This is a genomic window from Sulfurimonas sp., assembly GCF_027056685.1.
Classification (GTDB): Bacteria; Campylobacterota; Campylobacteria; order Campylobacterales; family Sulfurimonadaceae; genus Sulfurimonas.
This window is the reverse complement of sequence record NZ_JALUKE010000065.1, coordinates 1-15,381: the sequence shown is the minus strand read 5'-3', so window position 1 is coordinate 15,381 and position 15,381 is coordinate 1. Positions and strand designations below refer to the sequence as shown.

Below are 15,381 nucleotides of genomic sequence, written 5' to 3'. Positions count from 1 at the left end.
GTTATAATTTACATATATTAAATATGGAGGTGTTTGTATGAATCGTGATTATGCTTTAAATCTGTTAGCACAATACAAAAAAAATAATGATAGCAAATATGGCATTGAAAATATTGGCATATTTGGTTCGGTTGCCCGCAATGAAGCGACAGAAGCAAGTGATGTGGATATTTGCATACAAACAAAAACTCCTGATATGTTCATGCTCGTGCATATCAAAGAAGACCTGCAAAATATTTTTCATAAGAGTGTAGATATAGTTCGTTTGAGAGAAAAAATGAACCCACATTTGAAAAAACGGATAGAAAAAGAAGCTATTTATGTATGATAAATTACTTGTTGTTGAACTACTTGAACAGATTCTAAACGCAACGAATGTTGTTCCAACAAGATTTGAAGTAGTAGGTGATAGCGACTTTTTTATTGATTCTCCTGAAGTAGACTGGAAAGGTGCAAATTAGAGATATTATTTCTCATCATTATTTTGATTTAGATGCTCAAGAAATTTACTATGTTTGTGATACAAAGTTACCAACTGTAAAAATTACGATAGAGAAAATGATTCAAGATTATGGACTGATAGAAGTGTTTGATGATGTAGTGGGAAGAATAGATAAGCACAAGCTATATAGTAAAATTTTCTAAAATGATATTTTGCCCATCTTTAGAGAGCTTAAAGTAAGAAATTTCTGTTTGTGGTAGTTTTTTATAAGAATCAGATTCGAGTTGAAACCAAACATTTGTAAAACTATGTTTCACTTCATTAGAGCACGTACCAAAAACGAACAACAGACAAATAAGAAACAGTGCTTTCATTTTCTCTCCTACAGCAAATCGTAGCATATATTTGGATTTTCACATAAGCTCTTTTTAGCTATAATCACCAAAATTAAAATATCATTGACAAAAGGATGTAATTATGGAGTGCGAATTCCCTACAGTAAATTCAAATATGGATGAAGTAAAAGAGATTTTTGATACGGTGAAGACCATTGCGGTTTTGGGTCTTTCTCCTGATGAGACAAAAGATTCTCATAGAGTTGCTGCATATTTGCAGGCTCATGGGTATAAGATCATTCCTGTATATCCAAAAGGCGACACGATTTTAGGTGAGAAAGTCTATAAATCACTTGCAGATATTCCTGATCAGGTTGATATGGTAGATATTTTTAGAAAGCCTGCTGCGCTTGATGCCATCGCTGATGCGTGTATCGCTCGTGGTGATGTGAAAGTATTTTGGGCACAAAAAGGCATAGTGAACAATGAAGCGGCAAAAAAAGCACAAGATGCCGGTATGAAAGTTGTACAAAATCAATGCTCTATGGTTGACCATAGAAATCTTTACTAGGGAGTCTCATTGGTAGCACTTACAAAGATACAAGCAGCACAAGAGCGCATAAAAGGTGTAGCGGTAAATACTCCTTTTTCATATGCTCCTTACTTGAGCGAAGAGGCAGGGTGTAATGTTTACCTCAAAAAAGAGAATCTGCAAATTACTGGTGCATTTAAACTCCGTGGTGCTTATAACAAAATAGCAACACTCAGTGAAGCACAAAGAGCAGCCGGTGTAGTTGCTGCAAGTGCAGGAAATCATGCACAAGGCGTTGCCTACTCTGCTGCTGCGTTTGACACAAAAGCTGTCATCGTTATGCCAGAATCCACACCGCTTACAAAAATAGACGGCGTAAAACACTACGGTGCAGAGGTGATTTTAGCCGGTACGAATTACGATGAAGCTTATGCCTATGCCAGAGAGTACGGTGAGAAAAATCATCTCACTTTTGTGCACCCTTTTGAAGATGAAGAGGTAATGGCGGGGCAGGGTACTGTTGCGCTTGAAATTTTAGACAAATGTCAAACACTTGACGCTGTTTTAATCCCAGTTGGCGGGGGTGGGCTTATAGGCGGTATGGCAAGTGCCATAAAAGCGCTCTCTCCCTCTACAAAAGTCATTGGTGTAAGCGCAAAGGGTGCTCCTGCGTTTAGAAACTCATATGAACTCAAAAAAGCGGTAGATACTACGAGTGTGCGTACTATTGCCGATGGTATAGCAGTGCGTGACACTTCCCCTGTGACACTTGAAACAGCGCTTGAATGTGTTGATGAGATGATAGGTGTTGATGATGCAGAGATAGCAAGTGCCATTTTATATCTTTTAGAGAAGCAAAAGCTTGTTGTAGAAGGTGCGGGTGCCGTTGGTGTAGCCGCATTGTTGCATCATAAGTTAGAGCATTTAAAAGGAAAAAATGTAGCCGTGGTGCTTAGTGGTGGAAATATGGATGTCACACTGCTTTCAGTCATCATTGAAAAAGGTCTTCTCAAGTCACATCGTAAGATGAAAGTTACGGTCACACTTATTGACAAGCCTGGTTCTTTGATGCGCTTTACGGAGATACTCCAAGAGCTAAACGCAAATATCGTTCACATTGCGTATGACAGAACATCCATCTCCCTTGATTATGGAGATGCCAATGTGACTGTGCATATGGAGACAAAAGGCAAAGAACACCAAGAAGAGATAAAAAGGGTGTTGAAATCTGAGGGTTATGTAAGAGAAAACTAAACATATGAAAGCTGTAAACACTCAAAGCATATCGACACCTGTAATCTTACTAAAAATTCTTGATGACGGCACTTTGGCGGCAGTCAATGCTGAGAGTATTGTGCGGATATTAAATGCCCAGACATTAGCGCTTATCAACGGTTTTAAAGTTGGCATTAAGCATGAAAGATACCGTACAAAAGTAGTGGACTACAGCCATGATGCAAAGTACTTTGCAACACTCTCTGCAACTGCAAGAGAAGCTCTTTTATATAGTGCCGAAACAAAAAAGGTCATAGGGCGAGTCAACAGACATCATGGTGAAGTGTCATGTGTTGGCATAGACCCTCTCTCAAGGTTTATGTTCTCATGTGGGGATGACGGTAAAAGTTTCGCTATAGATACCAAAAGTGGCAAGCTTGTTTTTACGCTGCCAATGCATATTGACACTGTCAATGACATAGCATTTTCGGCTAATGCAAACTGGGTGGCTACAGCGAGCTATGATAGAAAAATTTCCATTTTTAACCTTGTTACAATGACGCCGCTTGAGAAGTTCACAGGACACTCTGCTCCTGTTATGAAGCTTGCGTTTCTCTCTCCAAATCACCTTTTGAGTATTGATAAGAAATCCACCGGAATCGTCTGGGATATATATACAAATAAAAAATTATGTACTTTAGAGGGGCTGCATGATGACGTTACACAGATATGCGTTGTTCCTGAAGAGAATTTACTCTTTTTAGGGACTGAGTTAGGCTATATTTTACTCTATGAGTTAAGCACTCATCAACAACTCTCTCAAAAGTACATTAAAGTCTCCTCTATGGTTACAGCCTTAGAATTTGATGTGCAAAGTAAGCATCTTATAGTGGGAACACAAGATGGATTCGTCTCACGTTATGACATTTATGAGGGGCATGAGAAGATTAAAGCTTTTTTAAAAGCGAAGAATTTCGAGGCTATTCATGCTCAAATAGAGAAAAATCCTGTTTTGAAATTTACAAAGGTTTGTAACATTGCTACAAACTTTTGGAATCACTCTTTAGAAAAAGCAAAAACTTTACTCCAAAATGGAGATAAAAAAACTGCTGCTTCATTGCTGAAAAATTTTCAAAATGTTCCTACAAAAAATAAGATTGTGCAAAAACTGCTCCATGATTATGAAAAATTTGATCAATTTAAACAAAGTGTGCAAGATGGAAAGCTAATAGTAGCGTACAACTTGGCAAACACCTACCCTGTTTATAAAGAGTCGAAACCCTACAAATCTATGGAAGCGCAGTGGAAAAAGCGTCTCACAGTGGCACAAAAGTATGCACTAGATCAAAAAGGAATGGCAAAAGCGCAGGAACTTTTAGCACCTTATAGAGGGATAACTGAAAAAACGAAATTTATACAAGAGGTGATGAGCAAAGGGGAAATATATAAGCGTTTTCGCGCGGCAATAGGACAAAAAGATTTCAAGGTCTGTTTTGAGCTTATTAAACACAATCCTTTTTTAAAAGAGTTTCCTGAGTATGATTCGTTGATGAAATATGCAGATTCGCTCTATATCAAGGTAAATAAATATATACAAGAGGGTGATACACACTCTGCCATCAAAATTTTGAGAATTTTAGCAGACTTTACAGATTTTAAAGAAGAAGTTCAGAAACTTATGAAAGAGCTCGAATCAAAACAGAAGTTTTTTAATGCCATTAAAGAGGAAGATATTCCAACTGCTTACAATATGATGGCAGTTGCTGAAGACCTGCTACTGAGTGATGAGGGGAAAAAACTGCATGAAAAATGGAATGCAGATCTTCAAAAAGCAAATAGTTTTGCTGCACTTGGAGATGCCCAAGGGGTAAGAGATGCTATATCTGAGTATTTAAATATCAGTTCTAAATATAGATCTTTGGCAACTCTCTTTGCATGGACATACATAGTGCAGTTGGAAAATGCTTTGCAGGAGGGATACTCCCAAGCTGAGCTTGAAAACGGCATTAAAAACTATGTTCTGAATTTTGGTTTGCAAGAGCAAATTGAGAGTTTCTTCACTGCGTTTAAAGAGAAACATCCTGCTTCAAAACTCAACCTCGAGCTCCTTACAAAAGGCTCGTTGGCAATGTGGCGTCCCTCCATGATTGTAAAATCTATTTTAGCCTAAAACTTTAACCTCAAATATAGCTCTTTTTGAGTAAAATCTGACAATTTTTAAAATATAATATTTTTAGGAGACTTTTCATGCAAATTAGTGGTGCACAGATGGTCATTGAAGCGTTAATTGCGGAGGGTGTAGATACAGTTTTTGGCTACCCCGGCGGAGCAATTATGAACGTATATGATGAAATTTACAAACAAGATAAATTCCAACATATATTAACTCGTCATGAGCAAGCAGCAGTTCATGCTGCTGAGGGTTATTCAAAGGCCAGCGCAAAAGTCGGTGTGGCGATGATTACTTCAGGTCCTGGCTTTACAAACGCAGTCACTGGTTTAGCAGATGCATATATGGACTCCATTCCTTTAGTTGTTATCTCAGGTCAGGTTCCTATGAGCCTTATCGGTACTGATGCGTTTCAAGAGATTGATGCTGTTGGTATTAGCCGTCCGTGTACGAAACACAACTACCTTGTCACTGATGCAGCAGATTTACCACGTATCTTAAAAGAGGCATTTTACATTGCAAGAAGCGGTCGTCCTGGTCCGGTGCATGTTGACATTCCAAAAGATGTTACAGCACAGATCGCAGAGTTTGACTATGATGTTGCACTTGATCTTGAGACATATAAACCACACACAAAAGGAAACCCTCGCCAGATTAAAAAAGCGATGCAAGCAGTAGCAAATGCGAAGCGTCCTGTTTTTTATCTTGGTGGTGGTATTATTAATTCAAATGCATCAAATGAAGTGCGCGAATTAGTACATAAAACAGGTATTCCTGCAGTTGAAACATTTATGGCTCGTGGAACACTCACTCATGATGATGATTTGCTTATTGGGATGCTTGGTATGCATGGCTCTTATGCAGCAAATATGGCTATGAGTGAGACCGATATGGTTATTGCTCTTGGTGCTAGATTTGATGACCGTGTTACGGGAAAACTCTCTGAATTTGCAAAAAATGCTACTGTTATTCATGTAGATATAGATCCTGCTAGTATCTCTAAACTTGTAAATGCAAACTTTCCAATTGTTGGAGATATTAAAAATGTTGTAAATGATATGCTTGCACAATCTTCAGTAATTGATGCACAAAATTATGAGCAGTGGAGAGAAACTATTGTTAATTTTAATGAGTTGCATCCACTTACTTACTATGAAGATAGTGAGAGACTAAAGCCTCAATGGGTTATTGCGCGGGTTGGTGAATTGCTTGGTGATAATGCAAATATCTCTACAGATGTTGGACAACATCAGATGTGGAGTGCGCAGTTTTATCCATTTAGCAGACCTCGTCAGTTTATTAGTTCTGGTGGACTTGGAACCATGGGCTTTGGTTTTCCAGCAGCAATAGGTGTAAAAGCAGCAGCTCCTGAAAAAACAAGTATAAACTTTACGGGAGATGGTTCAATTCTTATGAATTGTCAAGAACTTATGACTGCTGTTGAGAAAAAACTACCTGTTGTTAACATTATTTTAAATAATAATTTTCTTGGAATGGTGCGTCAATGGCAGACACTTTTTTATGATAAACGGTATGCTGAAACAGATTTATCTATACAACCAGACTTTGTAAAACTTGCAGAGGCATTTGGTGGAATTGGCTATAGAGTGAGTACAAAAGAGGAGTTTGATGCAGCACTTCAAGATGCAATTAAAAAAGATATTGTTGCATTTATAGAGGTAAAAGTTGAACGACTTGAAAATGTAATGCCTATGGTTCCATCAGGTGGAAGTCTATTTAATATGATGTTACTAGAGAAAAAGGAGAGTAAATAATGAATGACAACAATGCAAGAAGAGTAGTTTCGGTTATCGTTGTTAATGAAGCAAGTGTTTTGTCTCGTATTACTGATCTGTTTTCTGGTCGTGGTTATAACATTACATCGCTTACTGTTGCCCCAATTCCTGAGAGTAAATACTCTCGTTTGACGATTGTTACATCAGGAAGTGTGCGTGTAATTGAGCAAATTACTAAACAGTTGCACAAACTTATTCCTGTTTTACGCGTGTATGAACATGAAGATATGGTTGAAAAAGAGATGGCACTTATTAAATTCCCAATCAGCGAAAATTTAAGTGATATTAACGCTCTTTGTGAAGCATATAATGGAAAAATTGTGAATGTTGGTGAAAATGTAATTATTGCAATGGTCTCAGATGAACCAAAACGCATTGATAATTTTCTTTGTGCAGTCAAACGCTACAATCCAAAAGAGATAGTGCGTAGTGGTGCTGTTGCACTTGAGAGGTAAGAAGATGAAATTAAGTGAAATAGCTTCTATAATTGGTGCAGAATTTCAAGGTTCTGATGTAGAGATTGTAGGTATGAATACCTTAAAAAATGCGAAAGAGAATGAACTCTCTTTTGTCTCTAATTCAAAATATGTCAAAGATATAAAAGAGACAAACGCAGCGGCAGTAATTGTCTCCGAAGATGTAAAAAATGAAGTTCCTACTAACTCTTTGGCACTTGTCGTTGCAAATCCTTACTGGTCAATGGCAATTCTCTCAAAATACTTTGCTCCTCCAATAGAAGACGATACTTTACCTAAAGCAGTTATAGGAAAGGGCTCAAAAATTTCTGATAAAGCCGAAATAGCAAACGGTGCAGTCATTGGTGAAAATTGTATAATTTTGGCACATGTATATGTTGGTGCTGAGGCTATCATTGGCGACAATACTACTCTTTATCCCAGTGTTACTGTCTATAGAGACTGTAAAATTGGAAATGATTGTATTATTCATGCAAACAGCGTTATAGGTTCTGATGGTTTTGGATTTGCTACAAATAATATGGGTGAGCATAAAAAGATTTATCAAAATGGAAATGTCGTTGTTGAAGATGATGTGGAAATTGGAAGCAACACGAGTCTTGACCGTGCTGTATTTGGCTCAACACTTATTAAAAAAGGTACACGCATCGACAACCTTGTCCAAATTGGGCATAACTGTGAAGTAGGGGAATATAGTGTAATGGTTTCTCAATCTGGTCTTGCAGGTTCTACAAAACTTGGACGCAATGTTGTCATGGGTGGTCAATCTGCAACTGCTGGACATTTGGAAGTTGCACCGTTTTCTACCTTTGCTGCTCGTAGTGGTATTACAAATTCCATAAAAGAACCAGGTAAAACTTATGCGGGTTTTCCTTTGATGGGTCATAGAGAGTGGTTGAAATTTCAGGCAAAACTTGCTAAACTTGTCAAATAAATAAAAGGAGTCGGAAATGTCAAAAATAATTCCATTAAACGGTACAAAAAACGGAGTAATTTCTGTTAGAAAAATTGAAGAGCCTTACGGGGCAGGAAGTGGTGCTGTGGCAAGTGTAGGTATCTCTTTAGCAGGAAATTCTGATGAGCCAGAGTGGAAAGTACATATTCCACTTGAAAATGTTGATGCAGTTATAGAAGCTTTATCAGCTTTAAAGTAGGTTTTAGAACCTACTTATTTTTGAGTTCTTGAGTGAACTCAGCTATTCTTTTTATTCCTTCTCTTATAGTCGTCATACCTGTTGCAAAACTAAATCTAAAGTAACCTTCACTTCCAAAACCAACGCCAGGAACAACTGCAACACCTTTACTTGCAAGTAAATCTTTTGCAAAGTTAAGTGAATCATTGCTTACTTCTTGAATATTTACAAAGAGATAAAATGCACCATCTGGTTTTAAAACACTAAGACCATCTACTGCATTAAAAAGTTCTACTGCTTCATCACGGCGTTTTATAAACTCTTTTCTCATCATTGCCACATCTGCGTCAGCAGAACCATCAAGCCCAGCAATAGCAGCATATTGTGTAATAGAAGAGATGTTTGATGTACTTTGAGACTGTAGTTTTTTTGTTGCTTGAATAAGCTCTGTATCATAAGCTGCCATATACCCAAATCTCCAACCAGTCATTGCAACAGATTTACTAAGACCATTAATAGTAACAGTTCGTTTAAACATATCTTCACTAATTGCAGCAGCCGAGATAAATTCACCATCATAAGTAAGTTTTTCATACATCTCATCACTTGCAACAATTATGTCTGTACCTTTTAAAACCTCTCCAAGTGCTGTAAGCTCTTCTTTTGAGTAAATTGCACCAGTAGGATTTGATGGTGTTGTTAGCACTAACATCTTAGTTTTTGGTGTAATTGCATCTTTGAGTTGTTGTGGTGTAATTTTAAACGCAGTAGCATCACTTGTTTGAATCTCTACAACTTTTCCACCACAATATTTTACAAGTTCAGGATAAGTAACCCAATAAGGTGCGGGAATAATAACCTCTGCACCATCTTCAATACTTGCTGAAAAAAGATTAAATAAAGAGTGCTTTGCCCCATTGCTGACTATAATCTGCTTTGGTGAATACTCAAGATTGTTATCTCGTTTGAGTTTGTTTGCAACGGCAGATTTAAGAGCAGGGATACCATCAACAGCGGTATATTTTGTAAAACCATCATTAATGGCAGTGATTGCCGCATCTTTAATAACTCGAGGTGTATCAAAGTCTGGTTCACCAGCAGAAAAGCTTAATATATCTTTTCCTTCGTCTTTTAGCTCTTGTGCAAGTGCAGAAACAGCGATTGTAATTGATTCAGATAGTGTATTGATGCGTTTTGTTAGCATAAAAACCCTTTAAGCGAAATATTAAAGGAATTATACTAAAACTATTGTATAGATAAGTTTAGAGAGATTAATTTTTCATAGATTTTATGAAAGATTCGTAAATATTTTCAAGTTCTAAATCTTGATCGAGTAACTCATGGTGATCTTTGATAAGAATATGTTCAAGTACAGCAACCCTTTTTAGCATATATTCAAACATCTCTTTGTTTATGTCAGGAAGCATATTGTGCATAAAGGGGTCTTTACATCTTCCTTTTTCGATGATATGCGCAGGAATACCAATAGCAGTAGAACAATCTGGAACGGCTTTAACAACAACAGAGTTTGCGCCAACTTTTGCATACTCTCCAATTTCAATATTGCCAAGTATTTTTGCTCCAGCACCAATAACTGCGCCTTTTTTTATTGTAGGATGGCGTTTGCCGTGTATAAGTGAAACACCACCAAGAGTAACTCCCTGGTAAATGAGTACATCATCTTCTACAATAGCTGTTTCTCCAATGACAACACCGACACCATGGTCAATAAAAACACGACTACCAATAACTGCAGCAGGATGGATGTCAATATTTGTAAGAATTTGGTTTATGCCCATAATAATTCTTGCTGTTCTTTTAAAGTTAGAAGTATAAAGTTTATGTGCTACTCTATACCAAGCGACAGCCCAAACACCAGGATAGTTAAAGACAAAATCAAGTCTAGAATTGAGCGCTGGATCATTTTTATAAGCGTTGGCAAAGTCTTCTCTAATATTTGCAAAAACACCCATTTTTGTCCTTTAGTTTGTAGTTCTTAAATAGCCATTTTGACTTAAAAGTTTTTTTAATATCGCAAGTGTATCACTTTTTTCTTTTTCTGCAATAAATTCACTATTTTCAAGTTCTGAATTAAGTTTTGTTACAATATTATTGCCGTCATAGCCAATAGATTCTAGGATTTGTAAAATATTTTTTGATTCGACTGCGTTTGATATTTCATAATCTGTATCATTAATGATGATGGTATATTCATTTGGATGGGTAAAAAGATTGTGATTCATACCTAAGGTCTCTTGGTAAGCGCCGACATTAAAAAATCCAAGAAAATAATCCTCTTCATCAAGGTTTACATCGTGAAGATAGAGAGGTTTCTCAGGATTAAAGCCAATCTCTCCATCACTATCACAAGTGATGTCCCACAAAGAAGCAGCACGAAGTGGTGTAATGTTGAGATGATGAATTGGCATCACTGGAAAGTGTTGTCCTAGACCCCAATAATCAGGAAGACTCTGAAAAATAGAGGCGTTTATAAGGTAGCGTTCTTGAAGTTTTGTTTGTAGTGCTTCAAGCTCATTTGTCGGATTTGATGACTTTAGATAGAGTGCTTTCTTAATGATATTGTGGACAAGTATCTCTGCGTTTGAACGGTCTTGCAGGTCAATATAACCTAAATCAAAGAGTGTAAAAAGTGACTCCATATGGTCAAGTGCATCGTGGAGATACTCTATACAGTTTGCATTGTTTAAAAGACGATTGAGTTCAATAAGCTCTTCAATAAGTGGAGGATTATTCTCTTTAAAGTTGAGTAATTGTTCTTGATAATCTTGTGAAAAAAGCTCCAATACAGGAGTAATGAGAACAGAATGTGAAGCTACCACAAAACGTCCTGATTCTGTAAAAATATCGGGATGTGTTACATCTTTTGCATCCATAATTTCGCCAAGTAAAAAGACAACAGAACTTGAAAACTCCTCTATAGAGTAGTTTCTTGTGTCTGATTTTGTATGTTGCTCATACTCAACTGCAAGTCCGCCTCCTATGTTTATACTTGAGAGTGAAACTGCTCCCATTTTTTTAAGCTCTGCATAGATATTTCCCGCTTCTCGTAGGGCTTTTTTAATGGGCGCAATATCTGCCATCTGTGAGCCAATATGAAAGTGAATCATAGTAAGTTTCTCTAAAAGATTCGCATTTTTGAGTAGACTTATAGCCTCTATAATCTCTGTAGAAGTGAGTCCAAATTTAGCATCCATCCCGCCACTTTTCGCCCAATTACCACTACCTGCACTATGCAGTCTTACTCGTATACCAATATTTGGAACTTTTAGATTATGTTTTGACGCAACACTTATTATGGTCTCTAACTCATTAAGACCCTCAATAGTAACAGTAATATTGTGTCCACTCTGTGCTGCAATAAAACTGAGTGTAAGCATCTCTTCGTCTTTAAAACCATTTACCGTAATATTTGCGTTATGGGGAGTTTTGCTCATAGCAATAATGAGTTCTGCTTTACTTCCAGCTTCAAGTCCATAGTTATACTTTTGACCTTGTCTGCTTATGGCATCTACAACAGCTGGAAATTGGTTTACTTTAAGAGGAAAAACAGCGTTAAATTTTCCCTGATAAGCGTTCTCTTGGATTGCTTTTTCAAAGTAGTTGTAAAGCGTTTGTATCTGCTTGTTTATGAGATGTGGAAAACGCAAAAGAATAGGGCCTTTTACATCATTTTCTCGTATCTTTTTTGTGATGTTTAAAAGAGAAGGCATAGATTTATAGTTAAGTTTTATCTCACCATCTTCTATAATAAAGTTTTTATTTGCCCAAAGATTTAAACCAAAATTTTTCACTTACTTTACCCTTTAGAAATCTTCGAGTTTTACTGTTTCTTCTCTTTTTTCTTCCAAATCTTTTACCCAAATAGTACCATTTTCTAGTTCGTTTGAACCGACAATACAACAGTATCTCGCATTTGCTTTGTCTGCGTTTTTAAGGTGTGCTTTAAGATTTCTTGCACGGTATTCACAAGTTGCTTTATCCGATTTGCGTTTTTTCTGTGTTGTCGTGATAATAAGATCAACCGCTTCATCATCCATAGCACCAAGGTAGTAACCGCTGCGTTTCTCTTGTGGCATCTCTATAAGCTCCATAAGTCTCTCAATTCCCATTGCAAAACCAACAGCAGGAGTAGGACGACCATCAAGAAATTCTACAAGTCTATCATATCTTCCACCACCTGCTATGGCACTTTGAGAGCCGATGTTGTCACTTACAAATTCAAACGCAGTCTTTGAGTAGTAATCAAGTCCACGCACAAGGTTTGTATCTATTTCATAAGCAATATTATTTGCATCAAGTATATTTTTGAGTTTGTTAAAGTCACTTTCACAATTTTCACAAAGTGCATTTAGAAGTTTTGGTGCATTTTCATAGAGTGCTTGACAATGCTCATTTTTACAATCAAGCACACGAATAGGATTCGTCTCTTTTCTGCGTTTACAATCTTCACAGATTTTATCTTCAACACTCTCAATGAATGAGACGAGGTTATCACGGTATTGTGGCATACAATTTTGATCACCTAACGAGTTGAGTTGGAGTCTATAACCAATTCCTAACTCATTTAAAATATCAGCAACCATCATAATCATCGCAGCATCTTCATAGACACTCTCAAGCCCAAAACTCTCCACTCCAAATTGGTGAAACTCTCTAAGTCGTCCTTTTTGTGGCCTCTCATAGCGAAACATAGGTCCATAGTAGAAAAAACGATGTGTTCCTCCTGCACGGTCAAGCTTTTTTTGTATAAAAGCACGAACCACACCAGCCGTTCCCTCAGGGCGAAGACAAACATCATTCTCCCCTTTATCTATAAACTGATACATCTCTTTTCCAACAATGTCACTACTCTCTCCAACACTGCGTTTAAAGAGTGAAGTCTCTTCTAAAAGCGGTGTTTCAATGTAGTGAAAACCATATTTTTCTGCTACGCTACTAGCCACTTTTAAAAAGTATGTAAATCTTTTATACTCATCTTCTTCTAATATATCATTCATTCCACGAAGTGATTTTATCATGCCTATTTTTCCCCTTTTATTGATTAATATTGTTTAGTATGTTTTGTGTTATAGCCTCTATGCTCTTAGTTGCATCGATCTCTACAAGTTCAAGTCCAAGAAGTTTTGTTGCCTCAATAATTGCCTCTTGAATAGCTAAAAGATACTCAGTTCCACGAAGCTCAATGCCGTCAAGCTCTTTCTGTGAGAGTCTAAATTCAAGTTCCTCTTTTGTCAAACGCAGTAAGAAGACTTTTTGAGGGTAGACCCCTTTTGTAGCAAAATTATTAAGCTCTATAAGACTTTTTTTGTCAATGTCACCTTGTATGAGTGCATAAGCAACACCACTTACGGCACTTCTGTCTGAGATTATCATCTTATCAAGATTTGGCTCGATTACTTCTGCTACATGCTCTGCACGATCTGCTAAAAAGAGTAAAAATTCTGCTCTTTTACTTTTTGTTTTGGCACTGAGTACCATCTCTCGAATCTCTTTGCCTATGGTCGTGCCACCTGGTTCTTTTGTGATGACTGCGTTTATAAAGTGTTTTGAAAGTGCTGCTATTTGTGTGCTTTTACCCGCAGTATCTATGCCTTCTATAGCAATGTACATTGACTTGTCCGAATAACCATATCTTGAATCTCTGCAGGAAGAAGATGCTCTATTTTTCCATTGAATTTTAGTAGGTTTCTCACGATGGAAGAACTTACAAAAGCATGTTTGAGTGTTGGCATAAGATAAACAGTCTCAATTGTATCATCAAGTGAGTTATTAAGGTAGCCTAGTTGGAGTTCATACTCAAAATCACTTACCGCACGAAGTCCACGAATAAGGACACCAGCATCATGCTCATGTGCGAGTTCTATTGTAAGGTTATTAAAACCAACTACACGAACATTATCAAGTTTCATAGTTGCTAAGCGTGCCATCTGGATTCTATCATCAAGATCAAACATAGGATTTTTATCTTTTGATTCAGCTATTGCAACTATGACCTCATCAAAAAGTTTTCCTGCACGCTCAATAATGTCAAAATGTCCATTTGTAATAGGATCAAATGTCCCCGGATATAGTGCAATTTTACGACTCTTCACTCTGCCACCTTTTATATAAACTATTTTCAATTCCAAGCAAATCAAACCACTTACCTATAACAAAGTTCTCCATTTCATTGAGCGTCTGTTGCTCGGAGTAGTATGCCATGACAGGGGGTGCAATGATAATTCCAAGAGAAGAGAGTTTATGCATATTTTCAAGCGCTATTGGAGAAAAAGGCATCTCACGAGGTGCAAGAATGAGCTTTTTTTGCTCTTTTATTATTACCGCTGCACAACGAGTTGTAAGATTATCTGCAATGCCACAGGAAATTTTTGCTAAAGTATTCATAGAACAAGGTACGATTATCATCGCATCAACTCCAAAAGAGCCTGAAGCTATAGAGGCTGAAATATCTTCGTTATCATGAATATAAACATCTTTCATCTCTTTAGCAAGTACTGTTTTTGCATTTTGTGACATCACAAAATGCTTTTCAACAGAGGAGGGAAGTAGTTCTAAAACTTTTATGCCCATATTGACACCACTTGCGCCGCTAACAGCCACTACAATTTTTCTTTTTTTCATCTTACCTCTGCTCTGTTTTTACCAGTTACAATAACTTTTATTTTTCTTCCCTCTCTGCTAAGGACATTTATAGTGTCTTCTAACTCTCCATTTTGTAGAGCTTTTGCCGAAAAAGAAATTTGCATATTTTCATCACCCATAAAAACATTGATTCGCGAGCCTCGCCTCACCAAATCAAGACCTGTTACATTACGCATCGTAATTGTACGCCCAGCTCTAATGTTATATTTACTTTGGTATTGATGTTTGTTTATATCTTGCACGGGCATAGCCCAAAATTTATCTAACATTATACTCTTTTTTTGACAATTTCTATTTTCTAAATGAGTACCTTTTCTTATATCTCTTTTTGCTTGGTAAATAGTAACTTTTGCACTTACAAGATAATGAAAAAATATTTTTCTTCTCTCTTGTGTTTTAATATAAAGTACGCCTTTACTAGAGAGATAAGATTTTTCTTCAAAATGAACTGTATAGGATGAAGGAAGTTTTTCCATATATACATTTGGTTGTACAGATATATTTTTAATTGTAATAGAATTATATTTTGTTTTGTAAAGTTTTCTAATTTGTGTAATGATTTTTTTTCTATTGATGGGACTGCGTTTGGTAAACTGAATATATCCCCTATGTTTAGAGG

Annotated in this window: 19 protein-coding genes; 10 read left to right on the top strand and 9 right to left on the bottom strand. The window is 36.8% G+C overall.

The annotated features are described in order from the left end of the window. Positions 1-37 precede the first annotated feature (37 nt). From MVY38_RS02730 to MVY38_RS02720, 3 genes are read left to right on the top strand one after another with little or no spacing between them, the layout of a single operon-like run. Entirely contained in the window at positions 38-328 is a 291-nt protein-coding gene (locus tag MVY38_RS02730; protein ID WP_297483380.1) for a nucleotidyltransferase domain-containing protein, read from the top strand. Beyond that, positions 321-461 carry a hypothetical protein gene (locus tag MVY38_RS02725; RefSeq protein WP_297483377.1) on the top strand — a complete coding sequence of 47 codons (141 nt, stop codon included), beginning with the start codon at positions 321-323 and terminating at the stop codon, positions 459-461. Before MVY38_RS02730 ends, MVY38_RS02725 begins: the two co-directional genes overlap by 8 nt. Beyond that, positions 451-645, top strand: a complete 195-nt coding sequence (locus tag MVY38_RS02720) for a HepT-like ribonuclease domain-containing protein (protein WP_297483374.1) — start codon at positions 451-453, stop codon at positions 643-645. Before MVY38_RS02725 ends, MVY38_RS02720 begins: the two co-directional genes overlap by 11 nt. Here the strand turns inward: MVY38_RS02720 and MVY38_RS02715 are convergent. Continuing rightward, positions 625-816, bottom strand: coding sequence for a hypothetical protein (locus MVY38_RS02715; protein WP_297483373.1), 192 nt, complete (start codon positions 814-816; stop codon positions 625-627). The two genes, MVY38_RS02720 and MVY38_RS02715, sit on opposite strands and share 21 nt — an antisense overlap. Before the next feature lie 103 nt (positions 817-919). Between MVY38_RS02715 and MVY38_RS02710 the strand changes: the two genes are divergently transcribed. The 7 genes from MVY38_RS02710 to MVY38_RS02680 all read left to right on the top strand — a co-directional run bounded on the left by MVY38_RS02710 (position 920) and on the right by MVY38_RS02680 (position 8,120). Continuing rightward, positions 920-1,348 carry a CoA-binding protein gene (locus tag MVY38_RS02710; protein WP_297483370.1) on the top strand — a complete coding sequence of 143 codons (429 nt, stop codon included), beginning with the start codon at positions 920-922 and terminating at the stop codon, positions 1,346-1,348. Positions 1,349-1,357: 9 nt separating this feature from the next. After that, entirely contained in the window at positions 1,358-2,563 is a 1,206-nt protein-coding gene (gene ilvA / locus MVY38_RS02705; protein WP_297483367.1) for a threonine ammonia-lyase, read from the top strand. 4 nt (positions 2,564-2,567) lie between these two features. Then, positions 2,568-4,694 (top strand): hypothetical protein, encoded by a 2,127-nt coding sequence (locus MVY38_RS02700; RefSeq protein ID WP_297483364.1) that lies wholly within the window; start codon positions 2,568-2,570, stop codon positions 4,692-4,694. Between the two features lie 77 nt (positions 4,695-4,771). Continuing rightward, positions 4,772-6,469 (top strand): acetolactate synthase large subunit, encoded by a 1,698-nt coding sequence (locus tag MVY38_RS02695; RefSeq protein WP_297483361.1) that lies wholly within the window; start codon positions 4,772-4,774, stop codon positions 6,467-6,469. Beyond that, positions 6,469-6,945 (top strand): acetolactate synthase small subunit, encoded by a 477-nt coding sequence (ilvN, locus tag MVY38_RS02690; RefSeq protein WP_297483358.1) that lies wholly within the window; start codon positions 6,469-6,471, stop codon positions 6,943-6,945. Before MVY38_RS02695 ends, ilvN begins: the two co-directional genes overlap by 1 nt. Before the next feature lie 4 nt (positions 6,946-6,949). Next, positions 6,950-7,900 (top strand): UDP-3-O-(3-hydroxymyristoyl)glucosamine N-acyltransferase, encoded by a 951-nt coding sequence (gene lpxD / locus MVY38_RS02685; RefSeq protein WP_297483354.1) that lies wholly within the window; start codon positions 6,950-6,952, stop codon positions 7,898-7,900. A gap of 16 nt (positions 7,901-7,916) precedes the next feature. Further along, on the top strand, positions 7,917-8,120 hold the full coding sequence (locus MVY38_RS02680; RefSeq protein WP_297483352.1) for a hypothetical protein: 204 nt from the start codon (positions 7,917-7,919) through the stop codon (positions 8,118-8,120). A gap of 10 nt (positions 8,121-8,130) precedes the next feature. Here the strand turns inward: MVY38_RS02680 and MVY38_RS02675 are convergent, their stop codons facing one another. The 8 genes from MVY38_RS02675 to flgA all read right to left on the bottom strand — a co-directional run. Then, on the bottom strand, positions 8,131-9,303 hold the full coding sequence (locus tag MVY38_RS02675; protein WP_297483349.1) for a pyridoxal phosphate-dependent aminotransferase: 1,173 nt from the start codon (positions 9,301-9,303) through the stop codon (positions 8,131-8,133). Between the two features lie 67 nt (positions 9,304-9,370). Further along, positions 9,371-10,072 (bottom strand): serine O-acetyltransferase, encoded by a 702-nt coding sequence (gene cysE, locus MVY38_RS02670; RefSeq protein WP_297483346.1) that lies wholly within the window; start codon positions 10,070-10,072, stop codon positions 9,371-9,373. Between the two features lie 9 nt (positions 10,073-10,081). Further along, complete coding sequence (speA, locus tag MVY38_RS02665) at positions 10,082-11,911, bottom strand: biosynthetic arginine decarboxylase (RefSeq protein ID WP_297483344.1); 1,830 nt, start codon at positions 11,909-11,911, stop codon at positions 10,082-10,084. Between the two features lie 12 nt (positions 11,912-11,923). Next, positions 11,924-13,138, bottom strand: coding sequence for a histidine--tRNA ligase (gene hisS, locus MVY38_RS02660; RefSeq protein WP_297483341.1), 1,215 nt, complete (start codon positions 13,136-13,138; stop codon positions 11,924-11,926). Positions 13,139-13,154: 16 nt separating this feature from the next. Further along, positions 13,155-13,730 carry a dTMP kinase gene (gene tmk, locus MVY38_RS02655; RefSeq protein ID WP_297483339.1) on the bottom strand — a complete coding sequence of 192 codons (576 nt, stop codon included), beginning with the start codon at positions 13,728-13,730 and terminating at the stop codon, positions 13,155-13,157. Further along, on the bottom strand, positions 13,715-14,212 hold the full coding sequence (gene coaD, locus MVY38_RS02650; RefSeq protein ID WP_297483337.1) for a pantetheine-phosphate adenylyltransferase: 498 nt from the start codon (positions 14,210-14,212) through the stop codon (positions 13,715-13,717). Before coaD ends, tmk begins: the two co-directional genes overlap by 16 nt. Continuing rightward, a complete protein-coding gene (locus MVY38_RS02645) occupies positions 14,199-14,741 on the bottom strand; it encodes a UbiX family flavin prenyltransferase (RefSeq protein ID WP_297483335.1) in 543 nt (180 codons plus the stop codon). Before MVY38_RS02645 ends, coaD begins: the two co-directional genes overlap by 14 nt. Continuing rightward, positions 14,738-15,381, bottom strand: a 644-nt coding sequence (flgA, locus tag MVY38_RS02640) for a flagellar basal body P-ring formation chaperone FlgA (RefSeq protein WP_297483333.1), incomplete at its 5' end; no start/stop codon positions are given. The genes MVY38_RS02645 and flgA, both read right to left, overlap by 4 nt.